At 39.0% G+C, this 21,854-nt stretch carries 26 protein-coding genes, 1 pseudogene and 2 riboswitches; of the genes and pseudogenes, 18 read left to right on the plus strand and 9 right to left on the minus strand.

Going from position 1 to position 21,854, the window contains the following annotated elements; all coding sequences use genetic code 11:
• Positions 1–5: 5 nt before the first annotated feature.
• The 4 genes from qoxD to qoxA are packed head-to-tail and all read right to left on the minus strand — an operon-like array spanning position 6 to position 3,823.
• Positions 6–299, minus strand: coding sequence for a cytochrome aa3 quinol oxidase subunit IV (qoxD, locus tag J7E66_RS16375; protein ID WP_215001764.1), 294 nt, complete (start codon positions 297–299; stop codon positions 6–8).
• Positions 300–905 carry a cytochrome aa3 quinol oxidase subunit III gene (gene qoxC / locus J7E66_RS16380; RefSeq protein WP_215001766.1) on the minus strand — a complete coding sequence of 202 codons (606 nt, stop codon included), beginning with the start codon at positions 903–905 and terminating at the stop codon, positions 300–302.
• The gene (gene qoxB / locus J7E66_RS16385; RefSeq protein WP_215001767.1) at positions 895–2,871 is read right to left on the minus strand and encodes a cytochrome aa3 quinol oxidase subunit I; all 1,977 of its coding nucleotides are present in this window, start codon (positions 2,869–2,871) and stop codon (positions 895–897) included. Before qoxB ends, qoxC begins: the two co-directional genes overlap by 11 nt.
• A complete protein-coding gene (gene qoxA, locus J7E66_RS16390) occupies positions 2,861–3,823 on the minus strand; it encodes a cytochrome aa3 quinol oxidase subunit II (protein ID WP_215001769.1) in 963 nt (320 codons plus the stop codon). The genes qoxB and qoxA overlap by 11 nt, the downstream gene beginning before the upstream one ends.
• A gap of 374 nt (positions 3,824–4,197) precedes the next feature.
• Here qoxA and J7E66_RS16395 point away from each other — a divergent pair, with 374 nt between their 5' ends.
• Entirely contained in the window at positions 4,198–4,500 is a 303-nt protein-coding gene (locus tag J7E66_RS16395; RefSeq protein ID WP_215001771.1) for an iron-sulfur cluster assembly accessory protein, read from the plus strand.
• 72 nt (positions 4,501–4,572) lie between these two features.
• Here J7E66_RS16395 and J7E66_RS16400 read toward each other — a convergent pair whose 3' ends face one another.
• From J7E66_RS16400 to J7E66_RS16410, 3 genes are read right to left on the minus strand one after another with little or no spacing between them, the layout of a single operon-like run.
• Positions 4,573–4,986 carry an Hsp20/alpha crystallin family protein gene (locus tag J7E66_RS16400; RefSeq protein ID WP_215001773.1) on the minus strand — a complete coding sequence of 138 codons (414 nt, stop codon included), beginning with the start codon at positions 4,984–4,986 and terminating at the stop codon, positions 4,573–4,575.
• Positions 4,987–4,998: 12 nt separating this feature from the next.
• Positions 4,999–5,241 carry a spore germination protein gene (locus J7E66_RS16405; protein ID WP_215001775.1) on the minus strand — a complete coding sequence of 81 codons (243 nt, stop codon included), beginning with the start codon at positions 5,239–5,241 and terminating at the stop codon, positions 4,999–5,001.
• Between the two features lie 20 nt (positions 5,242–5,261).
• Complete coding sequence (locus J7E66_RS16410) at positions 5,262–5,528, minus strand: spore germination protein (protein WP_215001777.1); 267 nt, start codon at positions 5,526–5,528, stop codon at positions 5,262–5,264.
• A gap of 218 nt (positions 5,529–5,746) precedes the next feature.
• On the opposite strand from J7E66_RS16410, the gene J7E66_RS16415 reads away from it, so the two are divergent.
• Together J7E66_RS16415 and J7E66_RS16420 are read left to right on the plus strand one after the other, a co-directional pair.
• On the plus strand, positions 5,747–6,502 hold the full coding sequence (locus J7E66_RS16415) for a Cof-type HAD-IIB family hydrolase (RefSeq protein WP_215001779.1): 756 nt from the start codon (positions 5,747–5,749) through the stop codon (positions 6,500–6,502).
• Positions 6,503–6,631: 129 nt separating this feature from the next.
• Complete coding sequence (locus tag J7E66_RS16420; protein ID WP_215001781.1) at positions 6,632–6,832, plus strand: cold-shock protein; 201 nt, start codon at positions 6,632–6,634, stop codon at positions 6,830–6,832.
• 255 nt (positions 6,833–7,087) lie between these two features.
• Here the strand turns inward: J7E66_RS16420 and J7E66_RS16425 are convergent, their stop codons facing one another.
• Complete coding sequence (locus tag J7E66_RS16425; protein ID WP_215001783.1) at positions 7,088–7,285, minus strand: YwbE family protein; 198 nt, start codon at positions 7,283–7,285, stop codon at positions 7,088–7,090.
• Entirely contained in the window at positions 7,278–7,481 is a 204-nt protein-coding gene (locus tag J7E66_RS16430) for a hypothetical protein (RefSeq protein ID WP_215001785.1), read from the minus strand. The genes J7E66_RS16425 and J7E66_RS16430 overlap by 8 nt, the downstream gene beginning before the upstream one ends.
• A 246-nt stretch (positions 7,482–7,727) precedes the next feature.
• On the opposite strand from J7E66_RS16430, the gene katA reads away from it, so the two are divergent.
• From katA to J7E66_RS16505, 15 genes and pseudogenes are all read left to right on the plus strand, one after another.
• Positions 7,728–9,188 carry a catalase KatA gene (gene katA / locus J7E66_RS16435; RefSeq protein WP_215001787.1) on the plus strand — a complete coding sequence of 487 codons (1,461 nt, stop codon included), beginning with the start codon at positions 7,728–7,730 and terminating at the stop codon, positions 9,186–9,188.
• A gap of 167 nt (positions 9,189–9,355) precedes the next feature.
• Positions 9,356–9,826 (plus strand): GyrI-like domain-containing protein, encoded by a 471-nt coding sequence (locus tag J7E66_RS16440; RefSeq protein WP_215001789.1) that lies wholly within the window; start codon positions 9,356–9,358, stop codon positions 9,824–9,826.
• A 162-nt stretch (positions 9,827–9,988) separates the two neighbouring features.
• A riboswitch (FMN riboswitch) is annotated at positions 9,989–10,137 on the plus strand.
• Between the two features lie 148 nt (positions 10,138–10,285).
• Entirely contained in the window at positions 10,286–10,945 is a 660-nt protein-coding gene (gene ribE / locus J7E66_RS16445) for a riboflavin synthase (protein ID WP_215001791.1), read from the plus strand.
• 60 nt (positions 10,946–11,005) lie between these two features.
• Positions 11,006–11,629: pseudogene (ribB, locus tag J7E66_RS16450) on the plus strand (3,4-dihydroxy-2-butanone-4-phosphate synthase); the annotation flags it as partial.
• A 25-nt stretch (positions 11,630–11,654) separates the two neighbouring features.
• Positions 11,655–12,125, plus strand: a complete 471-nt coding sequence (gene ribH, locus J7E66_RS16455) for a 6,7-dimethyl-8-ribityllumazine synthase (RefSeq protein ID WP_214716906.1) — start codon at positions 11,655–11,657, stop codon at positions 12,123–12,125.
• Positions 12,126–12,184: 59 nt separating this feature from the next.
• Positions 12,185–12,377, plus strand: a riboswitch (cobalamin riboswitch).
• Between the two features lie 193 nt (positions 12,378–12,570).
• Positions 12,571–13,536 (plus strand): ABC transporter substrate-binding protein, encoded by a 966-nt coding sequence (locus tag J7E66_RS16460; protein ID WP_215001795.1) that lies wholly within the window; start codon positions 12,571–12,573, stop codon positions 13,534–13,536.
• On the plus strand, positions 13,502–14,563 hold the full coding sequence (locus J7E66_RS16465; RefSeq protein ID WP_215001797.1) for a FecCD family ABC transporter permease: 1,062 nt from the start codon (positions 13,502–13,504) through the stop codon (positions 14,561–14,563). The genes J7E66_RS16460 and J7E66_RS16465 overlap by 35 nt, the downstream gene beginning before the upstream one ends.
• A 3-nt stretch (positions 14,564–14,566) precedes the next feature.
• Entirely contained in the window at positions 14,567–16,033 is a 1,467-nt protein-coding gene (locus tag J7E66_RS16470) for a heme ABC transporter ATP-binding protein (protein ID WP_215001799.1), read from the plus strand.
• Complete coding sequence (gene cbiB, locus J7E66_RS16475) at positions 16,030–17,013, plus strand: adenosylcobinamide-phosphate synthase CbiB (RefSeq protein WP_215001801.1); 984 nt, start codon at positions 16,030–16,032, stop codon at positions 17,011–17,013. Before J7E66_RS16470 ends, cbiB begins: the two co-directional genes overlap by 4 nt.
• Positions 16,970–18,046, plus strand: a complete 1,077-nt coding sequence (gene cobD, locus J7E66_RS16480) for a threonine-phosphate decarboxylase CobD (RefSeq protein WP_215001803.1) — start codon at positions 16,970–16,972, stop codon at positions 18,044–18,046. The genes cbiB and cobD overlap by 44 nt, the downstream gene beginning before the upstream one ends.
• Positions 18,028–18,600, plus strand: coding sequence for a bifunctional adenosylcobinamide kinase/adenosylcobinamide-phosphate guanylyltransferase (locus J7E66_RS16485; protein WP_215001805.1), 573 nt, complete (start codon positions 18,028–18,030; stop codon positions 18,598–18,600). The genes cobD and J7E66_RS16485 overlap by 19 nt, the downstream gene beginning before the upstream one ends.
• Positions 18,597–20,105: a cobyric acid synthase gene (locus J7E66_RS16490; RefSeq protein ID WP_215001807.1), complete on the plus strand. Its 1,509-nt coding sequence runs from the start codon at positions 18,597–18,599 to the stop codon at positions 20,103–20,105. Before J7E66_RS16485 ends, J7E66_RS16490 begins: the two co-directional genes overlap by 4 nt.
• The gene (gene cobS / locus J7E66_RS16495) at positions 20,102–20,890 is read left to right on the plus strand and encodes an adenosylcobinamide-GDP ribazoletransferase (protein WP_215001809.1); all 789 of its coding nucleotides are present in this window, start codon (positions 20,102–20,104) and stop codon (positions 20,888–20,890) included. Before J7E66_RS16490 ends, cobS begins: the two co-directional genes overlap by 4 nt.
• Positions 20,860–21,459, plus strand: coding sequence for a histidine phosphatase family protein (locus J7E66_RS16500; protein ID WP_308162522.1), 600 nt, complete (start codon positions 20,860–20,862; stop codon positions 21,457–21,459). Before cobS ends, J7E66_RS16500 begins: the two co-directional genes overlap by 31 nt.
• Positions 21,411–21,845: a bifunctional adenosylcobinamide kinase/adenosylcobinamide-phosphate guanylyltransferase gene (locus tag J7E66_RS16505; protein ID WP_215001813.1), complete on the plus strand. Its 435-nt coding sequence runs from the start codon at positions 21,411–21,413 to the stop codon at positions 21,843–21,845. Before J7E66_RS16500 ends, J7E66_RS16505 begins: the two co-directional genes overlap by 49 nt.
• Positions 21,846–21,854 lie beyond the last annotated feature (9 nt).

Below are 21,854 nucleotides of genomic sequence, written 5' to 3' on the forward strand. Positions count from 1 at the left end.
CTTACTTACATTCCAAACGACATGACCCAAATGGATCCAGCAACGGTTACGAAGGCAATGAAGAAGCCGTAGATGATGTTGATGATCTGGGATTTTCCGTCTTCACCTTCGTTCATATGCATGAACATATAAAGTTGAAGAGAAGCCTGGATTACAGCTAAGGAACCTATAATCCAGAGTATTGTTTTAAAAGGAAGATTGGTTTTCAGTGCCACACCAAGTGCAGCAAAGGTTAGCAATAATGACATGATAAAACCTAACACGTGCGTAAGCGGAAACCCTTTTGTATTTTTAGCCATTTATGCCACCATCCTTGCTAAATACACAAATGTGAAAATAAAAATCCATACAAGATCTAAAAAGTGCCAATATAGACCGATAATAAATGTTTTACGGGCAGTAACAGGTGTTAACCCTCTTTTTAAAATTTGGATAATCACCATAATTGCCCAGCCAATCCCCATGCTTACGTGCAATCCATGTGTCCCAAGTAATACAAAGAAGCTAGATAGAAAAGCACTAGTTTGCATCGTTGCACCTTCGTGGACATAATGGATGAATTCCGTAATCTCCATGAACACGAAGCCAGCACCAAGTAGAAGGGTAATAATAAACCATAATAATAGACCATTACGGTTATTGCGACGCATCTCATAGATCGCAAGACCGCAAGTAAAACTACTTGTTAATAGCAGTATGGTTTCAATCATCACATCTTTTATTTCAAAAAGGTCTTTTGGTGTAGGACCACCAGCATACCGTGCATTGAGTACGGAAAAGACGGCAAAGAGAGTTCCAAAGAGGACAATCTCAGCTCCTAAGAAAATCCAGAATCCTAGAATATTCATCCGGTTCTGTTCTGTTTGATATTCGAGTGGTAAAGCTGTATTTACATTAGCTGACATGGCTGTTCCCCCCTTTTTCGACGTTACGCCACGCTTTTTCCGTTTCCTTTATTTCGTCAACAGTAACATGGAAGCCATCGTTATAATCGAACGAACGAATGATTAATCCAATAATAATTCCAACTGAGGCTACAAGTGCAGCTATTTTCCATTCGAAAACAAGGAAGAATCCTGCGATTCCAAAGATCACTCCCATATAGATTGGCAAGCCGGAATTACTTGGCATATGGATTTCTTTAATTTCGTCGTCTTTCAGGGTCAATCCTTCGTTATTCTTTTTCATATTCCAAAAGGTATCAACAGATTTCACTTCTGGTAGTTTTGCAAAATTATAGAATGGAGGTGGTGAAGCAGTAGCCCATTCTAAGGTTCTTGCATTCCAAGGGTCATTTGAAATATTACGGTCCGCATAGCGTGCACTCCAATAAATGTTATAGCAAAGAGCACCAAAGCCTATAGCTAAAATCACTGCACCAATGGTAGATAACATGAATAATGGTGCATAGCCTGATTCAGCTGAATAAGTGTATGAACGGCGGACAGCACCGTCTAAGCCTAGGAAGAACATCGGCATAAACGTTAAGTTAAATCCAATTGTAAAGAACCAGAAATGAATTTTACCGATTTTTTCATTTAGCATATGGCCGAACATTTTTGGCCACCAGTAATAAAGACCAGCAAATACCGCAAACACAACACCAGGAATTAACACATAGTGGAAGTGAGCGACAAGGAATAGGGTATTGTGGTATTGATAATCTGCAGCACCCATGGCTAGCATTACCCCTGTTACACCGCCGATGATAAAGCAAGGAATGAACGCAAGCGCCCACAGCATCGCCGTTGTAAACTCGATTCGACCTTTTCTCATCGTGAATAACCAGTTAAACATTTTGACACCCGTTGGAATGGCAATCATCATCGTCGTAATGGAGAAAACAGAGTTAACTCCTGGTCCGGCACCCATAGTAAAGAAGTGGTGAACCCAAACAAGCATACTTAATAACGCAATGCCAACAATGGAGAATACCATTGATTTATATCCAAACAGCATTTTTCTAGAAAAGGTTGAAATAACCTCAGAGAACATCCCAAATGCGGGAAGGACAACAATATATACTTCAGGGTGACCCCATAACCAGAATAAGTTTGCCCACATCATATCCATACCGCCACCACTTAAGGTGAAAAAGTGCGTTCCAAAGATCCGGTCAAAGGTCATCAATGCAAGTGCAACAGTGAAAATTGGAAATGAAGCTACAATAATAACCGATGCAATGAATGAAGTCCAAGTAAACATTGGCATTTTCATTAGTGTCATGCCTTTTGTTCTCATTTTTAAAATAGTGACAATAAAATTAATTCCCGTCATTAGGGTACCAATCCCGGCAATTTGCAGGGCAATAGCGTAATAGTTATTCCCGATTCCAGGAGTAAATTCTTTACCTGCAAGAGGGAAGTAAGCAGTCCATCCGGCATCTGGTGAACCACCAATAACAAATGAAATATTAAACAACATCGCACCACTAAAGAACAACCAGAAGCTTAACGCGTTAAGTTGAGGGAATGCCACGTCACGGGCACCTATTTGCAACGGGATCACCACGTTCATTAAACCAATTAATAATGGCATCGCTGCAAACAAAATCATGATAACACCATGTGTTGTAAAAATTTCATTGTAATGCTGCGCATCTAAAAATTTCATCTCTGGACGAGAGGTTTGAGCCTTCATTAAAAGACCATCTACGCCTCCCCGGAAAAACATCAGCACACCAGAAAGGATGTACATAATCCCAATCCGTTTATGATCAACCGTTGTCAACCATTCTCTCCACAGCCATTTCCATTTCTTTAAATAGGTAACCCCTGCTACTATTCCTATCATTGTTAATAGAATAGCAATCTGAGAACCTAGTATTAATGGGTTGCCGACGATAAAAAAGTCATGCCAATTAATGCCCATTGTGCTCACCTCCATCTGATTTTTCGCCCATGTCCATAGAATGACCATTTGTTTCTTTCTCTTTAAAAATCTTTCCTTTTACGCCATGTACTTCGTACAATTCAGGATTTGTATAAGTTTTAGAATTCATATCAGCATGGTTTACCCAGGCTAGATGAGTTCCAAGGAATGTTTCACGACCCAAGTGTGTAGGCTTAAGAAGTTGATAGTATTTCTTTTCTGTTAACTTTGGTGCAGTATCTTTGACTTCCTTTACCCATTTTTCAAAGGCCTGCGGGGATTTCGCTTCAACTGTAAATTCCATATCAGCATATCCCTTGCCGTTAAAGTTAGTATTTCTACCTAGAAATTCTCCAGGTTTGTCTGCAGTGAGATACAACTCTGTCTCCATCTTGTTCATGGTATACTTTTGACCACCTAAAGCAGGAACCCAGAAGGATTGCATTGTACCAGCAGAGGTTAACTTAAACTGTACCGGAGTGCCAGCTGGAATATTCACATAGTTCACTGTCTCGATCCCTTGTTCTGGATAGCTAAAAATCCACTTCCAATCAGCTGATGTTACATTAATGGTAATAGGTTTTTTATTTTCATACCCGGCAGGTACTTTCTCTAATTTATAAATTGTTTTAACAGTAGGAATCGTTAAAGCAATGACAATCAGAATAGGAATGACAGTCCAAATTATTTCTAATTTTGTGCTGCCATGTTCTTCAGGCGGTTCGTAATCTGCATTTTCAGGTTTCGCACGATATTTCCATATGATATATCCAAATAAACCAAATACAACGACGACCACTAGCAGCATAAAAATAAGTGACCAGTTAATCAAATCAAGAATATCACGTGCTGCAGGTCCTTTTGGATCAAACACGACCATATTCGAACAGCCGCTTAAAAGTAGAATCGGTAATAAAGCTAACAGTGGAATTATGTAGCTTTTTTTAGACATGAATATTTCTCCCTTCCATAATGTACACTTTTAAGATTATAATCGTGAAATCTTTCACAAACAAGAAAAACTATTTCCTTTCTATTTTTTACTGAAACAAACATGGTTATATTAATTATTATTTAATATTAATTAGTCTTTATGTTTTTTCCTAAGACTTATATTAACAACTTTACCGTGATGTTAATATAGCTTTTTGAATTAAATTGTGACAAATTTGTTAAGGATTTAATATCCATTATAAGGGGGAATAAGGTAAGTTGATTTTATACTAAAATTTAATTTGTCTTTTGTTGTCACAAATCTTTTAATTGTCTATTTTAGCTAAAAAGTGGGATAATACGAAGGAATACATAGTTAGAGGAGAGCACAAAATGAAGGTAAAAGTTAATCGGAATGCAGCAAAAGCATTGAAGAAAATGATGGAACAAGAAGAGGCACTAGGGAAATTGTTTCGAGTATATGTGACAAGTATCCACGGGGACCACGCCCATTATGATTTAAAGCTTGATACACCAACAGAAAACGATGTAGTGGTTACAAGTGATAAAGAAATTGACTTTATTCTTGATAAAAATGATCCGACCTTAAATAATATCTGGATTCAATATTTCCAATTACCAAAAGAAGAATGGCTAATTACCAACCCAACAATGGGCATACATCATCACCATTAATAAAACAAGAAAAAACGCTTGTGAGTTCACTGCGTTTTTTTTTTGAATATATTCTTTTCTTTCTATTAAAAATTATTCCAACACACTTTTTCGAGGATAGGATATATGAAGTAGTCCATTATAAATTTGCGTTTGCATTAAATGAGCATAAGTTGGTTCTGGAAGTTCAATGACGCGTTCAAAATCACCATAGATTCGCTCTCTTTTCATTCCCATTTCAAATGGTAGAACCGGCTTTATTTTGCCATTAATTTTTAAATGTGTATTTGTGATTAAGTTAATTGAAAGATCTTCTCGATTTACTCCAGGTATTTCAAAAATAATAAAGTAATAATTTTCATTTAGATAAATATCAAATTTTGGATTACATACCGCTTCTCTAAAAAATTCATCAGGATGTTTTTGCTTAAGTACGCTAGACCAAAAATTGCTCTCTCTATACTCATTTGTAATCTCTAGCCATTTTCTCATTTTTTCTATATCCATCTTTCTACTCCTTTAAAGTTGATTGGCGATAGGCATAGAAGGGTTAGCTATTTGATCTTGATCACTAACATCTGGATCTACATTGCCTGAGTTCATAAGGGAAGAAGCCGGTGAAAAATCACCCAAAGAAAAATTTGCACCGACAAATTTACTATTAGCAGTATGGCTGTTATGCACAGTTGGACCTATATCAACATTTCCGTTTTGCGTAGCTCCATTAATCTTAAAATTTAAAATATTTATTTGAAATGGCATATCATATAACCCCTATAATGTTAGATTGGTAGTACAGGTTGAATGGGCTTATTTACATTGGCAACATCAGTAGTTCCAATTGAAGTTTGATCATTGACGTCAGGATCATTTAATAGGTTTTCCATCATTGCCTCAGTCGGTGAAGTGTCTCCATATGAAGCATTAATTCCTTGTGATTTAGTATTGGAAGTGGGACTATTATGAGCTGCTTCCCCTATAGTTATGGAACCATTACCCGAAATACTATTGATTTTTAAATAATATAAATTGATTACAACCGATGGCATCTTTAAACACCTTTCTATCCTTTGGCTTATGGGTACTATATGCAAAAGAGTGCCTATCTGTTACTTTATGATACTCATGTATTATGAATGTATGTAAATTCGCAGGGTTCTTCTTTGTTTAACGTAAATATATTAGGTATACTTAATTGTTTGATTAGTTTTTAGTAATGGTGTTAATCTTATAATGGAAAAAGTTAGAAGGGAGCACGTTAATACATATGGATAATTTTAAAAATGATGTTGAAATCAAATTAGTAGCACTGGATATGGATGGCACACTTTTAAATAATAAAGGCCAGATATCGGAAGCAAATCGCCAGGCAATCAGAGCTGCAAAGGACAAAGGGATTTTTGTCGTTCTAAGTACTGGACGTTCTGTGATTACTAGTCGAGAGCATGCTGATTCATTGGAGCTGAATTCATATTTGGTAACGGTAAATGGAAGTGAAATTTGGGATGAGAAACGGGAGTTAGTGGAAAGGAATTTGGTCAAATCGGAGCTGGTTGAGTGGATGTGGGGGTTATCTCAACAGCATAACACAAAATTTTGGGCGATTAGTACCGAGCGTAATTGGCATAATGAAATGCCGGCTGACCTACATACACTGGAATGGATGAAATTTGGCTTTAACATCGATGATGACGCAACAAGAGCACTAATCTTTAATGAATTACAGGCTAAAGGTGAATTTGAATTAAGCAATTCAACACTGAAGAACATTGAAGTAAATCCATCTGGAATTAATAAAGCGAAAGGACTTGGGATTGTTTGCAGCCGGCTGGGTTTGGATATGAAGAATGTTATGGCCGTCGGCGACAGCCTCAATGATTTAGCGATGATCAAAGCAGCTGGTTTGGGTGTAGCGATGGGAAATGCACAGGATAAGGTAAAGGAGTCCGCGGACTGGGTAACAGCAACCAACGAAGAAGATGGTGTGGCGCAAGCAATCCATAAATGGGTGCTTTCACAATAAAATTTGGACGAAAAAATTTATTTAAGAATTAGTATGGTATATGCAAACAGGAAATGGGTAAAAATAATTAGGCAAGTCAATTGAATTTGCAATTTACATGTAATTGTTACATGCTAGGAGGCTACAAAAATGGAACAAGGTAAAGTAAAATGGTTTAACGGTGAAAAAGGTTTTGGATTCATTGAGCGTGAAGGTGGAGAAGATGTATTTGTTCACTTCTCGGCTATTCAAGGCGAAGGATACAAAACATTAGATGAAGGTCAAGAGGTTACGTTTGAAATTGAAAGTGGTCAACGTGGACCACAAGCAGTAAACGTCCGTAAAGCATAATGACCCGCCGATAAAACAGGCCCAAGCATTTGGGTCTGTTTTTTATTGAAAGACTATGTTAAAGCTCATTGTTGATTTTGGCACATGTTGATTGGAGCGGAAGGCGCGAAGACTCCCCGCTACGCCCGCGGAAAGCGAAGCGCCTGGAGCGCAAATCAACAAACAAATTAACAAAGACATAAAAAAGACTGCCGGCAAACCCGAGTTTTTCGGATTTGTCGACAGTCTGCCTCTACATAAATGTAGAGGATTGGTTTAACGATTGATTTCCTTGACTCTGCCAACTTGACCATCCGTCAACCGCACTTTAATGCCATGAGGGTGAAAACTTGACTTTGTCAATATATCCTTAACAGTCCCCTCAGTGAGTTTCCCGCTTCTTTGATCTGCTTTTAGGACTATTTTGACTAAAGCCCCTGGGACTATGTCTACTCTATTTTGACCACTAGACACCCATTTTTCTCCGTGAATTACTTACTTTTTTAGTCTGCTGGCTTTGCAGCTTTTTAGTTGCCTGTGAGCTATTCGAGCTTGAATTCCCAGCGGCTGACTTGTTTTTCTTATTTTCCAGCTGTTGTTTCATTGCTTCTTGCAGACTTATTTTCTTCTTCGGTTCTTCCTGTGGATTGGTTTGGTTTGAATCACTCATAAAAAATCCTCCTAATAAAGTGTTAACCACATTATAAGCTATTTTCGTCCAAATAAAAATTTTTTGGACGTTATTTCTCATTTTTGGAATAACGTCCTTTATTTTTAATAGCTTTGTAATAGTGGGTACATGTTATTCTGATGATAATCAATATTAATTTATATTAATTATAATTTAGTATTGATTTTAATAAGATTTATATTATAATTTGTTTAAGCTTTAAAAAATAGTTTACGAGGTGATCAAATGGGTAATGGTAACAAACACTTAACAACAGGAAATGGAGCACCAGTCGGTGATAATCAAAATTCTATGACGGCTGGATCACGTGGACCAACATTGATTCAAGATGTACATTTACTAGAGAAATTGGCACACTTTAACCGTGAGAGAGTTCCTGAGCGTGTTGTCCACGCCAAAGGTGCCGGAGCACATGGCTATTTCGAAGTGACCAATGATATGTCAAAATATACAAAAGCAAAATTGTTTAATAGCGTTGGAAAACGCACACCTATGTTTATTCGCTTCTCAACTGTAGCAGGTGAACTTGGTTCAGCTGATACAGTTCGTGATCCGCGTGGGTTTGCTGTTAAGTTTTATACGGAAGAAGGAAACTATGATTTAGTAGGGAACAACACGCCAGTCTTCTTCATTCGCGATGCGATTAAATTTCCTGATTTCATTCATACTCAAAAAAGAGATCCTAAAACCCATTTGAAAAATCCAACTGCAGTTTGGGACTTCTGGTCACTGTCACCTGAATCCTTACACCAAGTTACCTATTTAATGGGTGACCGAGGACTTCCAGCAACACTTAGACACATGAATGGCTATGGCAGCCATACCTTTAAATGGGTTAATGCGGATGAAGCGGCAGTTTGGGTCAAATATCACTTTAAATCCGAACAAGGTGTTAAGAATATGGCACCAGAGCTTGCTGGTAAGTTAGCTGGAGATAATCCTGATTACCATACGGAAGACTTATTTCATGCAATTGACAAGGGTGACTTCCCAGCATGGAGACTCCATGTTCAAATCATGCCTTTTGAAGATGCTGAATCGTATCGCTTCGATCCGTTTGATGTCACAAAGATATGGTCACATAAGGACTACCCATTAATCGAGGTTGGACGTATGGTGCTCAACCGTAATCCGGAAAACTATTTTGCTGAAGTCGAGCAGGCCACATTCTCTCCTGGAACAATGGTCCCTGGTGTTGAGGCTTCGCCGGATAAAATGCTTCAAGGCCGACTATTTGCTTATTCGGATGCCCACCGCTATCGTGTAGGACCGAATCATAATTTGCTCCCAATTAATCGTCCAAAGGTAGAAGTAAATAACTATCAACGTGATGGGGCGATGCGTTCCGATCATAATGGTGGTGGTTCGGTTTACTATGAGCCAAACAGTTTTGGAGGACCAAAGGAAGAACCTGAACATAAACAAACTGCCTTCCAGGTTAATGGACTTGCTGAACCAGTGGCCTATGATCAAAATGACCACTACACACAAGCCGGTGATTTATATCGCTTAATGTCAGCAGAAGAGCAGGCCCGCTTAATTGAAACTGTGGTAGGCGCATTGAAGCCAGTTGAGAGGGATGACATAAAGCTTCGTCAAATTCAACATTTCTACAAAGCAGACCCAGAATATGGTGAGAAAGTAGCCAAAGGGTTAAATCTAGCTATTCATCAAGAGGTAAAGTGACTATTAAACTAGTAAAAGGCCGTTCATTAAGATGGACGGTCTTTTTTCATGGTAACAGGAGCTGAAATCTCGTCAGTTTTTTAAATGATTAGTCGAACTATTTTTGCAGGAATTTAAGGGCAATGGTTAGAATTATATTAATATGATGATTTAAAAGGGGGATTAGCATGAGTATCCAGGTAATAGAAAAAGAAGAAATGAAAGTTGTTGGGATTTCATGGAATGGAACTTACTCACAAATCAATACACTTCCACGTCTTTTTCAAGAAATGGTTAATCGACTAGAAGAAGTATCCTATCAAACGAAAGAACCTGTCTTGATTGCACCTTTTCATAGCAGGGAAACAGAGTTCACCTATTATGTAACAACGCCCGTCGAAAAAATTGACGAAATTCCTGATGGTATGGTTGGATTTACGATTCCGAGTAAAAATTATGTTTTTGCTACCCATAAAGGAAAGCAAGAGGAAGTCGAAAATACATATCAACAAATATATGCTTGGATGAAAGAATATGGCTATGAACAGGATCACAACGCATTAAGTATTGAAGTATATAAAGAAGAGCATAAACATCTGTATGCTTCTGGGGAGCTTCACTTTGATATTTATTTACCAGTAAAGACTTATAAAGAGTAAACTAATTCTTTCAACGGAAGCAAGCTAAGGGGAGAAGAAATCACCTTAGCTTATGGATTTTATGTGAAACAATGATCAAATGATTTTAGTATGAAAATACTTTTTAGTGCGTTTCCCTTTACTGATCCAATAGAGTATACTATCATTAAAATAAGAATTGTATATTTCCTTCGGGGTCAGGTGAAATTCCTAACCGGCGGTGATGAAGCGTTGCTTCTTAGTCCGTGACCCGGTTAACATATTATTGTTAAACGGTGGATCTGGTGAAACTCCAGAGCCGACAGTTAAAGTCTGGATGGGAGAAGGAAAAGACAGGTTTAATTGTAGGGTGTAGTGTACCTATTTTTAACCCTTTATTTTCTATTGTCTTTTACAGGACCCTGAGGACTTATTGTCTTCAGGGTCTTTTTCATTTTAGGGTAAGAATTTAAGTGGAACCATAGTAAGGAGAAGGAAATTATGTTTACTGGAATTATTGAAGAAATTGGGGTAGTCGCGAACATCCAGCGGACTGGCGAGTCTTTTGTTTTAGCCATTGAGGCAAAAAAAATACTTAATGATGTTCACCTTGGCGACAGTATTGCGGTCAACGGGGTATGTCTAACGGTGACATCCTTTACGGGTAAGCTGTTTACGGTAGATGTTATGCCCGAAACGGTCAAAGCTTCAAGTTTAAATATGGTAAAGCGAGGTTCCAGAGTAAATCTTGAGCGGGCGATGGCAGCAGGTGGAAGGTTTGGCGGCCATTTTGTCTCAGGACATATCGATGGAACAGGCATAATTAAAAGTAAACAGTCCTTCGAAAATGCTGTCTACTATGAGATTGAAGCAGACCAGGACATATTAAAATATGTAATCTTAAGAGGGTCTATAACGGTAGATGGGACAAGTTTGACTGTTTTTGCGGTAACTGAAAATAGTTTTACACTATCGATCATCCCCCATACATTGTCGGAAACGATTTTGGGACTAAAGGGGTCAGGGGATATCGTTAATCTAGAATGCGATATGATTGGTAAATACGTTGGTCATTTTATGAAAAACCTTTCCGGTGATACTGCGCAAAATCATAAGACAGGGATAACGGCACAATTTTTAGCAGACAATGGTTTTAATTAAATTATAGTTTGGAAAAGTCCAATCTTAAAGGGTTTGTCATTTTGAAAGGAGAGATGTTGCGTGTTTAATACGATTAACGAAGCTCTTGCTGATTTAAAAGAAGGAAAGGTTGTTATTGTCTGCGATGATGAAAACAGGGAAAATGAAGGGGACTTTATTTCTCTTGCTGAAAAAGCAACGCCGGAGGTCATAAATCTTATGGCCACTCACGGAAGAGGTCTAATCTGTGTTCCTATTGACGAGGCATTAGCTCAAAAGCTCGACTTACATCCAATGGTTTCCAAGAACACGGATCCAAATCGAACAGCTTTTACCGTAAGCATTGACCATAAATTTTCTACCACTGGAATTTCTGCATTTGAACGATCAGCAACGGTGTTGAGTATGGTTGACCCGGAATCAAAAGCATCCGATTTTTTAAGACCAGGGCATATGTTTCCGTTGATTGCTAAAAAAGACGGAGTCTTGAGCAGAACGGGGCATACAGAAGCAGCTGTAGACCTTGCAATTTTATGCGGTGCCAAGCCTGCTGGTGTCATTTGTGAAATCATGAATGACGATGGCACGATGGCACGTGTTCCACAGCTGCGCAAAATTGCTGATAAGCTAAACATTAAAATGATAACGATTAAAGATTTAGTAGAATACCGAAGCAACAAGGAAAATTTAGTTAAGCGGGAAGTTTAAAACAAATTTAGGAGGCATACTCATGGGTAATATTTTTGAAGGAAATTTAGTTGGCTCAGGATTAAAAGTTGGAATCGTGGTTGGACGTTTTAATGAATTCATTACAAGTAAACTATTAGGCGGTGCACAGGATGCACTTAAAAGACATGGCGTCAGTGAGACAGACGTAGATATTGCCTGGGTACCTGGTGCATTTGAAATTTCATTAATCGCCCAAAAAATGGCTAATAGCAAAAAATATGATGCTGTTATCACGCTTGGTACGGTCATTCGCGGCTCTACTCCACATTTTGACTTTGTTTGTAATGAAGTGGCAAAAGGTGTTTCCGCAATCAATTTAAGTAGTGGCATTCCTGTTATTTTTGGAGTACTAACCACAGATTCTATTGAACAAGCGATTGAGCGTGCTGGGACAAAGGCTGGTAATAAGGGATGGGATGCCGCTTCGGCTGCAATTGAAATGGCCAATTTGTGCAGAACGATTGAACTTTAAAATTATTGCAAAAATACATGTACAATTCATTTCATCTTTTCTATAATGAATTTAACAAAAAATATTTTTTATTATTAGGTGCTAAAATCTTATTGTAAGATTTTCGGCTTAAAAGAGAAGCTTGGTATAAGCCAACGCGGTCCCGCCACTGTAAATGAGAGCAACCTATATGGTGCCACTGTCGACTAAGATGGGAAGGCATAGGAAGCGATGATCATGAGCCAGGAAACCTGCCTAATTCTTGTGCGCCAATAAACCTACGAGGATGGGACGGTGTTGAAGGCTAGACTCCCTTTACTTATTGCTAGTAACCTGAATCTAATCATACCAACATCTCCATTACATAGTGGAGATGTTTTTTGTTTTTATCCAAGCCATTTTGTTTTTGCACAAGAAGATTTATTTTTTGTTACATAATATTTATTAACTGAAAGTAGGGAGAAAAATGAAGAAGTTGTATTCATTGCTGTTAGTAGTATTATTAACAGTAGGAGTTTTAGCAGGTTGTGTTGAAAAGAAAGACCAAGTGAAGGAAGAGAATAAATCCAGCGTTGAGAAGAAAACAGCGGAAATAACCTATCCAGTTACACTTACAGATGCTACCAAAACTAAAGTTATTATCGAAAAGAAACCTGAAAAGATCGTTTCACTAATTCCAAGTAATACAGAAATTGCATTTGCATTAGGACTGGACAAAGAAGTGGTGGGCGTGTCTGATTTCGATAATTATCCGGAAGCAGCGACGAAAAAAGAAAAAATCGGCGGACAGGAAATAAACTTAGAAAAAATCATTTCCTTAAAACCGGATTTAGTGTTAGCACATGCATCTTCAGCTCATAATTCTGAAGCAGGGCTTCAGCAGCTTAAAGATGCTGGAATTACCGTTTTGGTTGTTAATGATGCGCAAAATTTTGACCAAGTTTATGATTCCATTGATATGATTGGGAAAGCTACCGGTGAAACAGCGAAAGCCGATGAGATGATTAAAGGGATGAAGGATAAATTGGCCGAAATTAAAGCAAAGGCTGGGGAAATAAAAGAAAAGAAAAAGGTATTAGTTGAAGTTTCGCCCGCTCCAGAAATTTATACACCTGGCAAGAATACCTTTATGGATCAAATGCTAAGTATAATTAATGCGGAAAACATCGCAAATGATCAAGAAGGCTGGATTAAAATTGATCAAGAGGCGATGATTAAACGCAATCCAGATGTAATCCTGACTACCTATGGATACTATGTCAAAAATCCGGCGGAACAAGTTTTAACTAGAAAGGGCTGGGAAACGGTCAACGCTGTAAAAAATAAGCATGTAGTCGATGTGGATTCTGATCGCGTGACTCGCTCAGGCCCTCGGATCGTTGAAGGAGTAGAAGATCTTGCAAAGGCTGTCTATCCTGAGATTTTTAAATAATAAGTATTTAGCCTATATAATAGCTGGAATGTTCCTTGTTCTAGCTTTTTTATTAGGGATTTCAATTGGAACAGTTTCGGTTCCAATCTTAACAATTATTAAGATTTTCAGTGCGAAAGTTTTTGGGGTTATTTCATTGGAGACAATTGACCCTATGTATTCAAGTATTGTCCTTAACATTCGCTTACCTAGAGTGATTTTATCTGGTCTTGTCGGGGCTTCTCTTGCTATTGCAGGGGCAGCCTTCCAAGGTCTGCTAAGAAATCCGTTAGCAGATCCTTATACATTGGGTGTATCCTCCGGGGCGTCAGTTGGAGCGGTGTTGACACTGTTTTTCCATCTATCGATTCCTTTTATAGGTTCCTTCACATTACCATTGCTAAGTATTTTATTTTCCTTTTTAACCATCTTTTTAGTCCTTACTTTCGCCAGTAAAATAGAGCGTTCCATGAGAGTGGAAACGATTATTTTAACAGGGATAATTTTTAGCTCCTTCTTAGGGGCAATTATTTCGCTGATGATTGCGCTGACTGGAGATGAGTTGAGGCAAATTATTGGCTGGCTATTAGGAAGTGTATCGATGAGAGGCTGGGAGTACATAAAGATCATTTTGCCATTTTTTATCATTGGCTCAGGCCTGCTGATTTTTAATGCAAAGGAACTTAACGCCATGTCGTTTGGGGAAGAGCGGGCACAGCATTTAGGGGTCAATGTTCAAAAAAGAAAGCTAATTATTTTAACAGCTGGCTCTATTTTAACAGGAGCGGCGGTTGCGGTGTCAGGCACCATTGGTTTTGTCGGGCTAGTGATTCCTCATTTATCAAGATTATTATGGGGTCCCGATCACCGGCATCTCCTTCAGTTATCGATCATAATAGGAAGCGGTTTTTTAATTTTAGCTGACCTAATTTCAAGAACAATCATATCTCCTACAGAATTACCCATTGGTGTAATCACAGCTTTAATTGGTGCACCGGTATTTGCAATAATCCTGCTCCAAAGAAAAAGGACGGAAAGAAGTGGTTAAAGGATGCTTAGTGTTCAACAGATTTCCGGTGGATACTCGAGTGAAGCGGTTCTGAAAGACATTTCTTTTGATGTGGAAAAGGGAGAATTATTCGGGATATTGGGGCCGAATGGAAGTGGAAAGACAACCCTTTTGAAAATGCTTAGTGGAATTTTGCCCATCCAAAAAGGTGAGATTTTTATCAATCGGAAACGGCTGCAGGAATACAAAACAAAACAACTGGCCCAAATGATTGCCGTTCTTTCACAACATTCAACACAATCATTCTCATACACCGTAAAAGAAACTGTCTCGCTTGGCCGTTATGCACATCAAAAGGGGTTATTTCAAACCTGGAGTAATGCCGATGAAGAGGTTGTCCAGCGAGTAATGAAGCAAATTGGTGTTTCCAGATTCCAAAATAAAAATATTCAAGAATTATCAGGCGGTGAAAAACAACGAGTATTTCTTGCCCAAGCTTTGGCCCAAGAGCCTGAAATACTTTTGTTAGATGAACCCACTAACCATTTGGATTTGTCGTACCAAAAGGAATTATTAGATTTCTTAAAACAATGGACGTCAGAAAGTGGATTAACAGTCATCTCTATTTTTCACGATTTAAACCTTGCTGGGCTTTATTGTGATCGCTTACTGCTACTCGAAAATGGCAGGATAAATATCGATCATATTCCTAATGAGGTGCTTCGAGAAGATCGAATAAGGGATGTGTATCATACAGACATTCAAAAACATCCACATCCCAAAATCGCTGCACCACAGATGGTTTTACTTCCAAAAGTGAATAAGAAAGTTGTCGATTTTGACCTAGATGAGTCGATGCTGCATATTTCAGAAGAATATATCGAATTAACATCACCCATGCCATTAAGGACGATGTCATCTGGGGTGATTGGTTCGGGAACCGGATGGCACCTAACATTTGTGAACCGCCATGTTAACAAGGATTACAACTGTAGTGATCATCGTAGAGAAATGAGTTCATTTTTAAAATCAAACGGGTTTGAACCATCGGAAACTGTTGGCATGATGACCGCAGTTGTCCTCGAAGATGTAGTATACAAGCGGTTTGAACATAATAGCTTCTCGATATTTGCTGTTGTGACAGCTGGAGTAGGAAATGCGATTGATGCTTCGAAAAGTGAACAGCATACATTTGAAATGACACCAGGAACAATCAATACCTGGATTTTTGTGAGCGGCGAGCTGACAGAGGAAGCTTTTATTCAAAGTATCATGACCGCAACTGAAGCGAAGGTTAAGGCATTGAATGATCTAAAGGTAATCGATGAAGTCACCGGAACGATCGCCACCGGTACATCGACAGATAGTATCTTAATTGCTGCTACTCAAACGGGTGAAGTATTAGAATTTGCGGGTACGATTACCCCGTTAGGCAAGCTTATTAGCAAGGCAGTTTATCAGTGCACGATCGAAGCGATTCAAAAATCCAGCAAGAGGAAATGCAAATGATCGTCCATCATTTAATCTCAATCACAGTTGCCTATATTATTGACCTGTTTATTGGGGATCCACCCGATTGGCCCCACCCTGTAAGATGGATTGGAAAGATGATAACATTTCTTGAAAAACGTTGGAATAATGGCAATTCTAAGCGGTGGAAAGGGCTGGCCATGCTCCTTTTTATCTTACTCTTAGTTTTTTTCGTCGTTTTGATATTAGTTTTAATAGGATATTGGATTCATCCTGTTGTTGGAATTTTAGTAGAAGGTATAATTATTTCTACAACCATTGCTCAAAAAAGCTTAAAGGTGGCTTCTCTAGAAGTCTATCGTCCATTAATTGAAGGGGACCTTCCTGAAGCAAGGAAAAAACTATCCTATATTGTTGGCCGTGATACAGATTCCTTGGATGAGAGTGAAATCGCTCGCGGTACGATTGAGACCGTGGCCGAAAATACTAGTGATGGGGTGACGGCCCCCTTATTTTGGGCACTAATAGGTGGAGCCCCGCTGGCGATGGTTTATCGCGCAGCCAATACATGTGATTCGATGGTAGGCCACTTGAACGATAGATATAAAGAGTTTGGCTGGGCGTCTGCAAAATGGGATGATGTGATGAACTGGATTCCGAGTCGAGTAACAGGGATCATCATGCTGATAGGAAAACGTCCCTTAAGGATGCCTTATAGAAAAGCTTGGACGATTTTATTCCGTGATGCGAAAAAGCATCCGAGCCCAAACAGCGGCTGGGGTGAAGCGGCTGTCGCAGCTATTTTAGGGATACAGCTTGGCGGAATCAATTATTATAAAGGATTGATATCGAACCGGGCAAAAATGGGTGAACCCATTCAGTCCATCCAAGCGGAACATATCATCAAGGCCAATCAAATTCTTAGCAAAACGGTCTTTTTATTTTTATTATTTTTATGGATAGGGGGAATGGTCCTTGAATTGGCCGTCACATGGCTCGAATCCTCAATATTTATATGAGGCAATGGGCCTTGCACTCCCGTTACAGTTTATTGATTTTAGCGCAAATATCAACCCAATTGGCCCGCCATCAGCTTTGAAAGAAAAATGGCTGGATTTTTTTAAAGAAATTAATGTTTATCCAGATCCTTATGCAACACAGCTGAAAGAAAGGGTTGCAAAATCGGAGCAGACCCCGATCGATACAATCCTAATTGGAAATGGAGGAGCAGAGCTTATTACGCTGCTTGCCCGTATGCTTGCCGGCAAAAAAGTAGTCATCGTGGAACCAACATTTTCGGAATATGAACAAGCATGTCGGGCAAACAAATGTGAAATTGTCTACCATCAACTAGTGGAGCCCAACTTTGAATTGAATTCGGTCAATTTACACTCGAATTTGATGGATGCAGATGCTTTGTTTTTGTGTAATCCAAATAACCCAACAGGTATTTACTATCCGGCCTCTACGGTTATTTCGATCATAGAGGAATGTGAAAAGCGAGATTGCTTGGTCGTTTTGGATGAAGCATTTTTTGATTTTTTAATAGAATATGAATCAGTTGTGCCATACATAAACAAGTTTTCAAATTTAATTATTATTCGCTCGCTGACAAAGATGTTTGCAATTCCAGGAATACGCTTGGGATATTTAATCGCTCAGCCAGCGATTGTTTCGGGTCTTAGCCAGTTACAATCACATTGGAGTACCAATACCATTGCGTTATCAGCAGGGGAACTTTGTCTGCAAAATAAATTTTTTATTAAAGAGACACAGGCATATATTAGTCATGAGCGGAAAAGGCTGTTTGCCTTTTTTACACAGGAAGAATTTGTGGTTTCGTCTTCCAACGTGAATTTCTATTTATTGAAGGATCCGCATTTGAAAGATCAGTTTGCGTTGTTTGAGTTCCTCCTAAATCAAGGCATCATACCAAGGCATACCTTTAACTTTCCTGGTTTAGAGGGAAGATGGCTTCGGTTTGCCATAAAAAGTAATCAAGAAAATAATCAACTAATGGAAGTGTTGGCGAAATGGCGTCATCATCATTAATCTTCATAACAGGCGGAGTAAGAAGTGGGAAGAGCAGCTTTGCTGAGAGGAAAGCAGTAGAGATCGCTCGTAGGACAGGCTGCCATCTTACCTATCTGGCAACCGGAGTTCCTTCTGACCAAGAAATGAAGGAACGAATTGAAAAGCACCAACTTGATCGAGATTCAGCGACTTACCGGTGGAAAACATATGAACAGTCAGTTCAAATCGGGAAAATAGCTGATGACTTTAATGGCGAGGATGTTATTTTGTTGGATTGTGTCACAACTCTATTAAATAATGAATTGTTTTCTTCTGAGCAAGCGTGGGATGAACATTTTTTAGAAACGGTTAAAGAAAATGTGATTACAGGGATTACTTCGATAAAAAATCGTGCTCGGACAATAATTGTTGTCAGTAATGAAGTCTTAAACGAGCCGTTACTTGGCAATGAAATGGTTTTTACTTATGGCCGCTTACTGGGCCAAATCCATCAATATTTAGTCAAGGAAGCGAAGTTAGTGTTTTTAGTGGAGGCAGGGATTCCTATCGTAATGAAGGGAGTAACGCAATGAAAGGAATCATGATTCAGGGTACGGCTTCAGATGTAGGAAAAAGTCTAATCGTAACGGCGATGTGCCGAATACTTGCCAATGAGGGAGTAAAGGTCGCCCCATTTAAATCTCAAAACATGTCTAATAACTCGTACGTGACACAAGACGGTAAAGAAATTGGCAGAGCACAAGGGATTCAGGCGGAAGCTGCTAGAGTGGAGCCAACCGTTTGGATGAACCCTATTCTATTAAAGCCACGGTCAGATCAGCATGCAGAAATTGTTTATCTAGGAAAAGCGATCGAAACCCTTTCGGGACGAGGATATCGGGATCATTTTTATGAAAAAGGGGTAGAGGTAATTAAGAATTCTCTACATCAGCTTGCCGATGAATATGATGTAGTGGTGATTGAGGGAGCAGGCAGCCCGGTTGAAATCAATTTAAAGGACCGCGAGTTGGTCAATATGAAGGTAGCCGAATTGGCGGAGGTACCAGTTGTGCTGGTAGCCGATATTGACCGCGGCGGAGTATTTGCTAGTATTGTTGGCACACTTGAACTATTGGAGCCTTACGAAAGGCAACGAGTTGTCGGTGTGATTATCAATAAATTCCGCGGTGATATTACCCTATTTGAGGACGGAGTTCAGTGGCTGGAAGAGAAAACGGGTGTACCTGTATTAGGTGTATTGCCGTTTGTGGAAAATCATATGATTGATGGTGAGGACTCATTATCGATTCGCAGCCAATTTTCTAATCGGAATGAAGGGACAATTGATATTGCCGTCATCAACCTGCCGTTTATTTCAAATTACAGTGATCTGGAACCATTTTTATTTGAAAAAGATGTTTCGATCCGTTTGGTGAATCATGCGAGTGAGTTTGGACAGCCAGATGCCGTTATCCTTCCGGGTACAAAAAGTACGATTAGCGACTTAAAAAATTTAAAAGATAAACAGTTAGATATCTTAGTCCAAAACCACGTAGAAAATGGCGGTTATGTTGTTGGGATTTGTGGAGGGTATCAAATCCTTGGCAGATATTTGATCGATGAAGTTGGTTCCGACACTGGGATACGGAACTACAAGGTGGAAGGGTTAGGAGTGATTCCTGCTGCTACCACTTTTTATAAAGAAAAAGAAACAAATCGAGTCACTGCCCAGTATCACAAGAGGATAGAATTACCCATTCACCAGCCAATCGTAGGATATGAAATCCATTTAGGAAAGACGATATTTTCTAAAGAGGTCTGTCCGTTTATAACATTAGCAAACGGGGAAGAAGAAGGGTATTTCGCAAATGATGGTCAAATCATTGGAACGTACCTTCACCATCTATTTCATAATGATGAGTGGAGAAATCACTGGTTAAACATGATTCGGACAAGGAAAGGACTCCCTGCAGAAGAAATCCGTTCAATTAGCGACTATAAAGACAAACGATTTGATTCTATCGCAGACGAAATGAAAAGTCATCTAAAATGGGATCTGATTAAAAAGATTATCAATCAATGGGGTTCAAAAACATGACGTTCTTGAAAGGTTTCTTGATTAATATTCAATTCTTTACAGCAATCCCTATCACACTCGAGTTACCAATGGATAAAGACCATCTTAAAAAGGCAGTCCAAGCCTTCCCACTCGTTGGATTAATACAAGGGATCATTTATTCAGCGGTATTTTATCTGTGTCTTGAATATACTCCTTTTTCCCATCTTGCCTGTGCATTCTTGCTTTGGCTGGCAACGATTCTCCTGACCGGAGGAATTCATCTGGATGGCTGGATGGATGCAAGTGATGCTTATTTTTCCTATCAAGATCAAGGGAAAAGGCTAGAAATTATGAAGGATCCAAGAACGGGTGCATTTGGCGTTCTCTCCATTCTTGTTTTATTAAGCTGTCGGTTTCTATTTATGTATGAGAGTACAGCAAAGGTCGAAAATATACTATTTATCATGATTGCTGTCATCCCTTTTTTAAGTAAAACTGTCATGGGTGTTCTGTTGTTAACGGTAAAGTCAGCAAAGAATGAAGGGCTGGGCACGTTATTCCAAAGTGCGGCGAAACCGCAGGCATTATGGCTGTATCCCATTTATTTAGTTGGTGTTCTAATTCTGGTTAGTTTATTCATAAAAGAATTCTTCATAATAGGTTTATTGATTTTCGCTGCAGCCTGCTGTTTATTCCTTTTTCGTCGGAAAGCTGTGAAATGGTTCGGTGGAATTACGGGGGATGTATTAGGTGCGACTGTTGAAGGGACTGAGTTAATCCTGTGGATGACCGTGTGGTTATTGCATTATTTCGTCATGGTATAACAGAAGAAAATAGACGAAAAGCCTATCTAGGGTGGAACGATTCGCCGTTATGTCCGAAATCAAAACCTATATCGGTAACAAAAAGCTATCAGCGCTATTTTTCAAGTGATTTGCAAAGATGTACTGATACAGCGGAAATATTATTTCCAAACTCTAATCTATCCCTATTAAAAGAATTACGAGAAATAAATTTCGGTCAATGGGAAGGGAATACGTACGAAGACTTGAAAGAAAATAGACTCTATCGTCAATGGCTGGCAGATCCTGTTACGCATTGTCCGCCCGACGGTGAATCATTTGATAAGTTCACCAAGAGAGTTGATGCTGGCTGGGCTAGGTTGATTGGAGAGATTCTCGATTCTAGTTTGCAGAACGCAGCAGTAATTACTCATGGGGGAGTCATCAGATATCTTTTATCAAAATTTGCCCCACACCAAAAAGAATTTTGGGAGTGGCAGGTTAATCATGATCAGGGGTTTGAACTCATATTTGAAAAAGAATCTTTAAGGAGGGGGATGCGGTGCACTTTATTATTGGAGGTGCCTTTAACGGCAAACGGGCTTGGGTAAAGAATACCTACACTGTTTACGAGAATAAACATTGGGTCTCAGCTTATGATAACCATTCTCTCCCGTTAAATTTAATTGATTTTGGCAAGGATGTGATGATCCTTGAGGGTGTAGAAATATGGTTGAAAGATTTAACTGTGACATATGATGGCGACAAGTGTCGAGAGATTTGGAATAAATGTCTCGAGAATTGGCTTTCTTGGGAGCAGGAAGCTCTACATCGCCAATTAATTGTGATTGGGACTGATATTACAAAAGGAATTGTGCCATTGGAAGTAGAAAATAGACTGTGGCGGGATGTAACAGGATGGGCCTATCAAGATATCGCCGTAAAATCAGCTAAGGTTGACGTCATTTGGTATGGATTAAATCAAACGATTAAGTAAAGGGGAGAA

This window comes from Bacillus sp. ISL-7 (assembly GCF_018613065.1).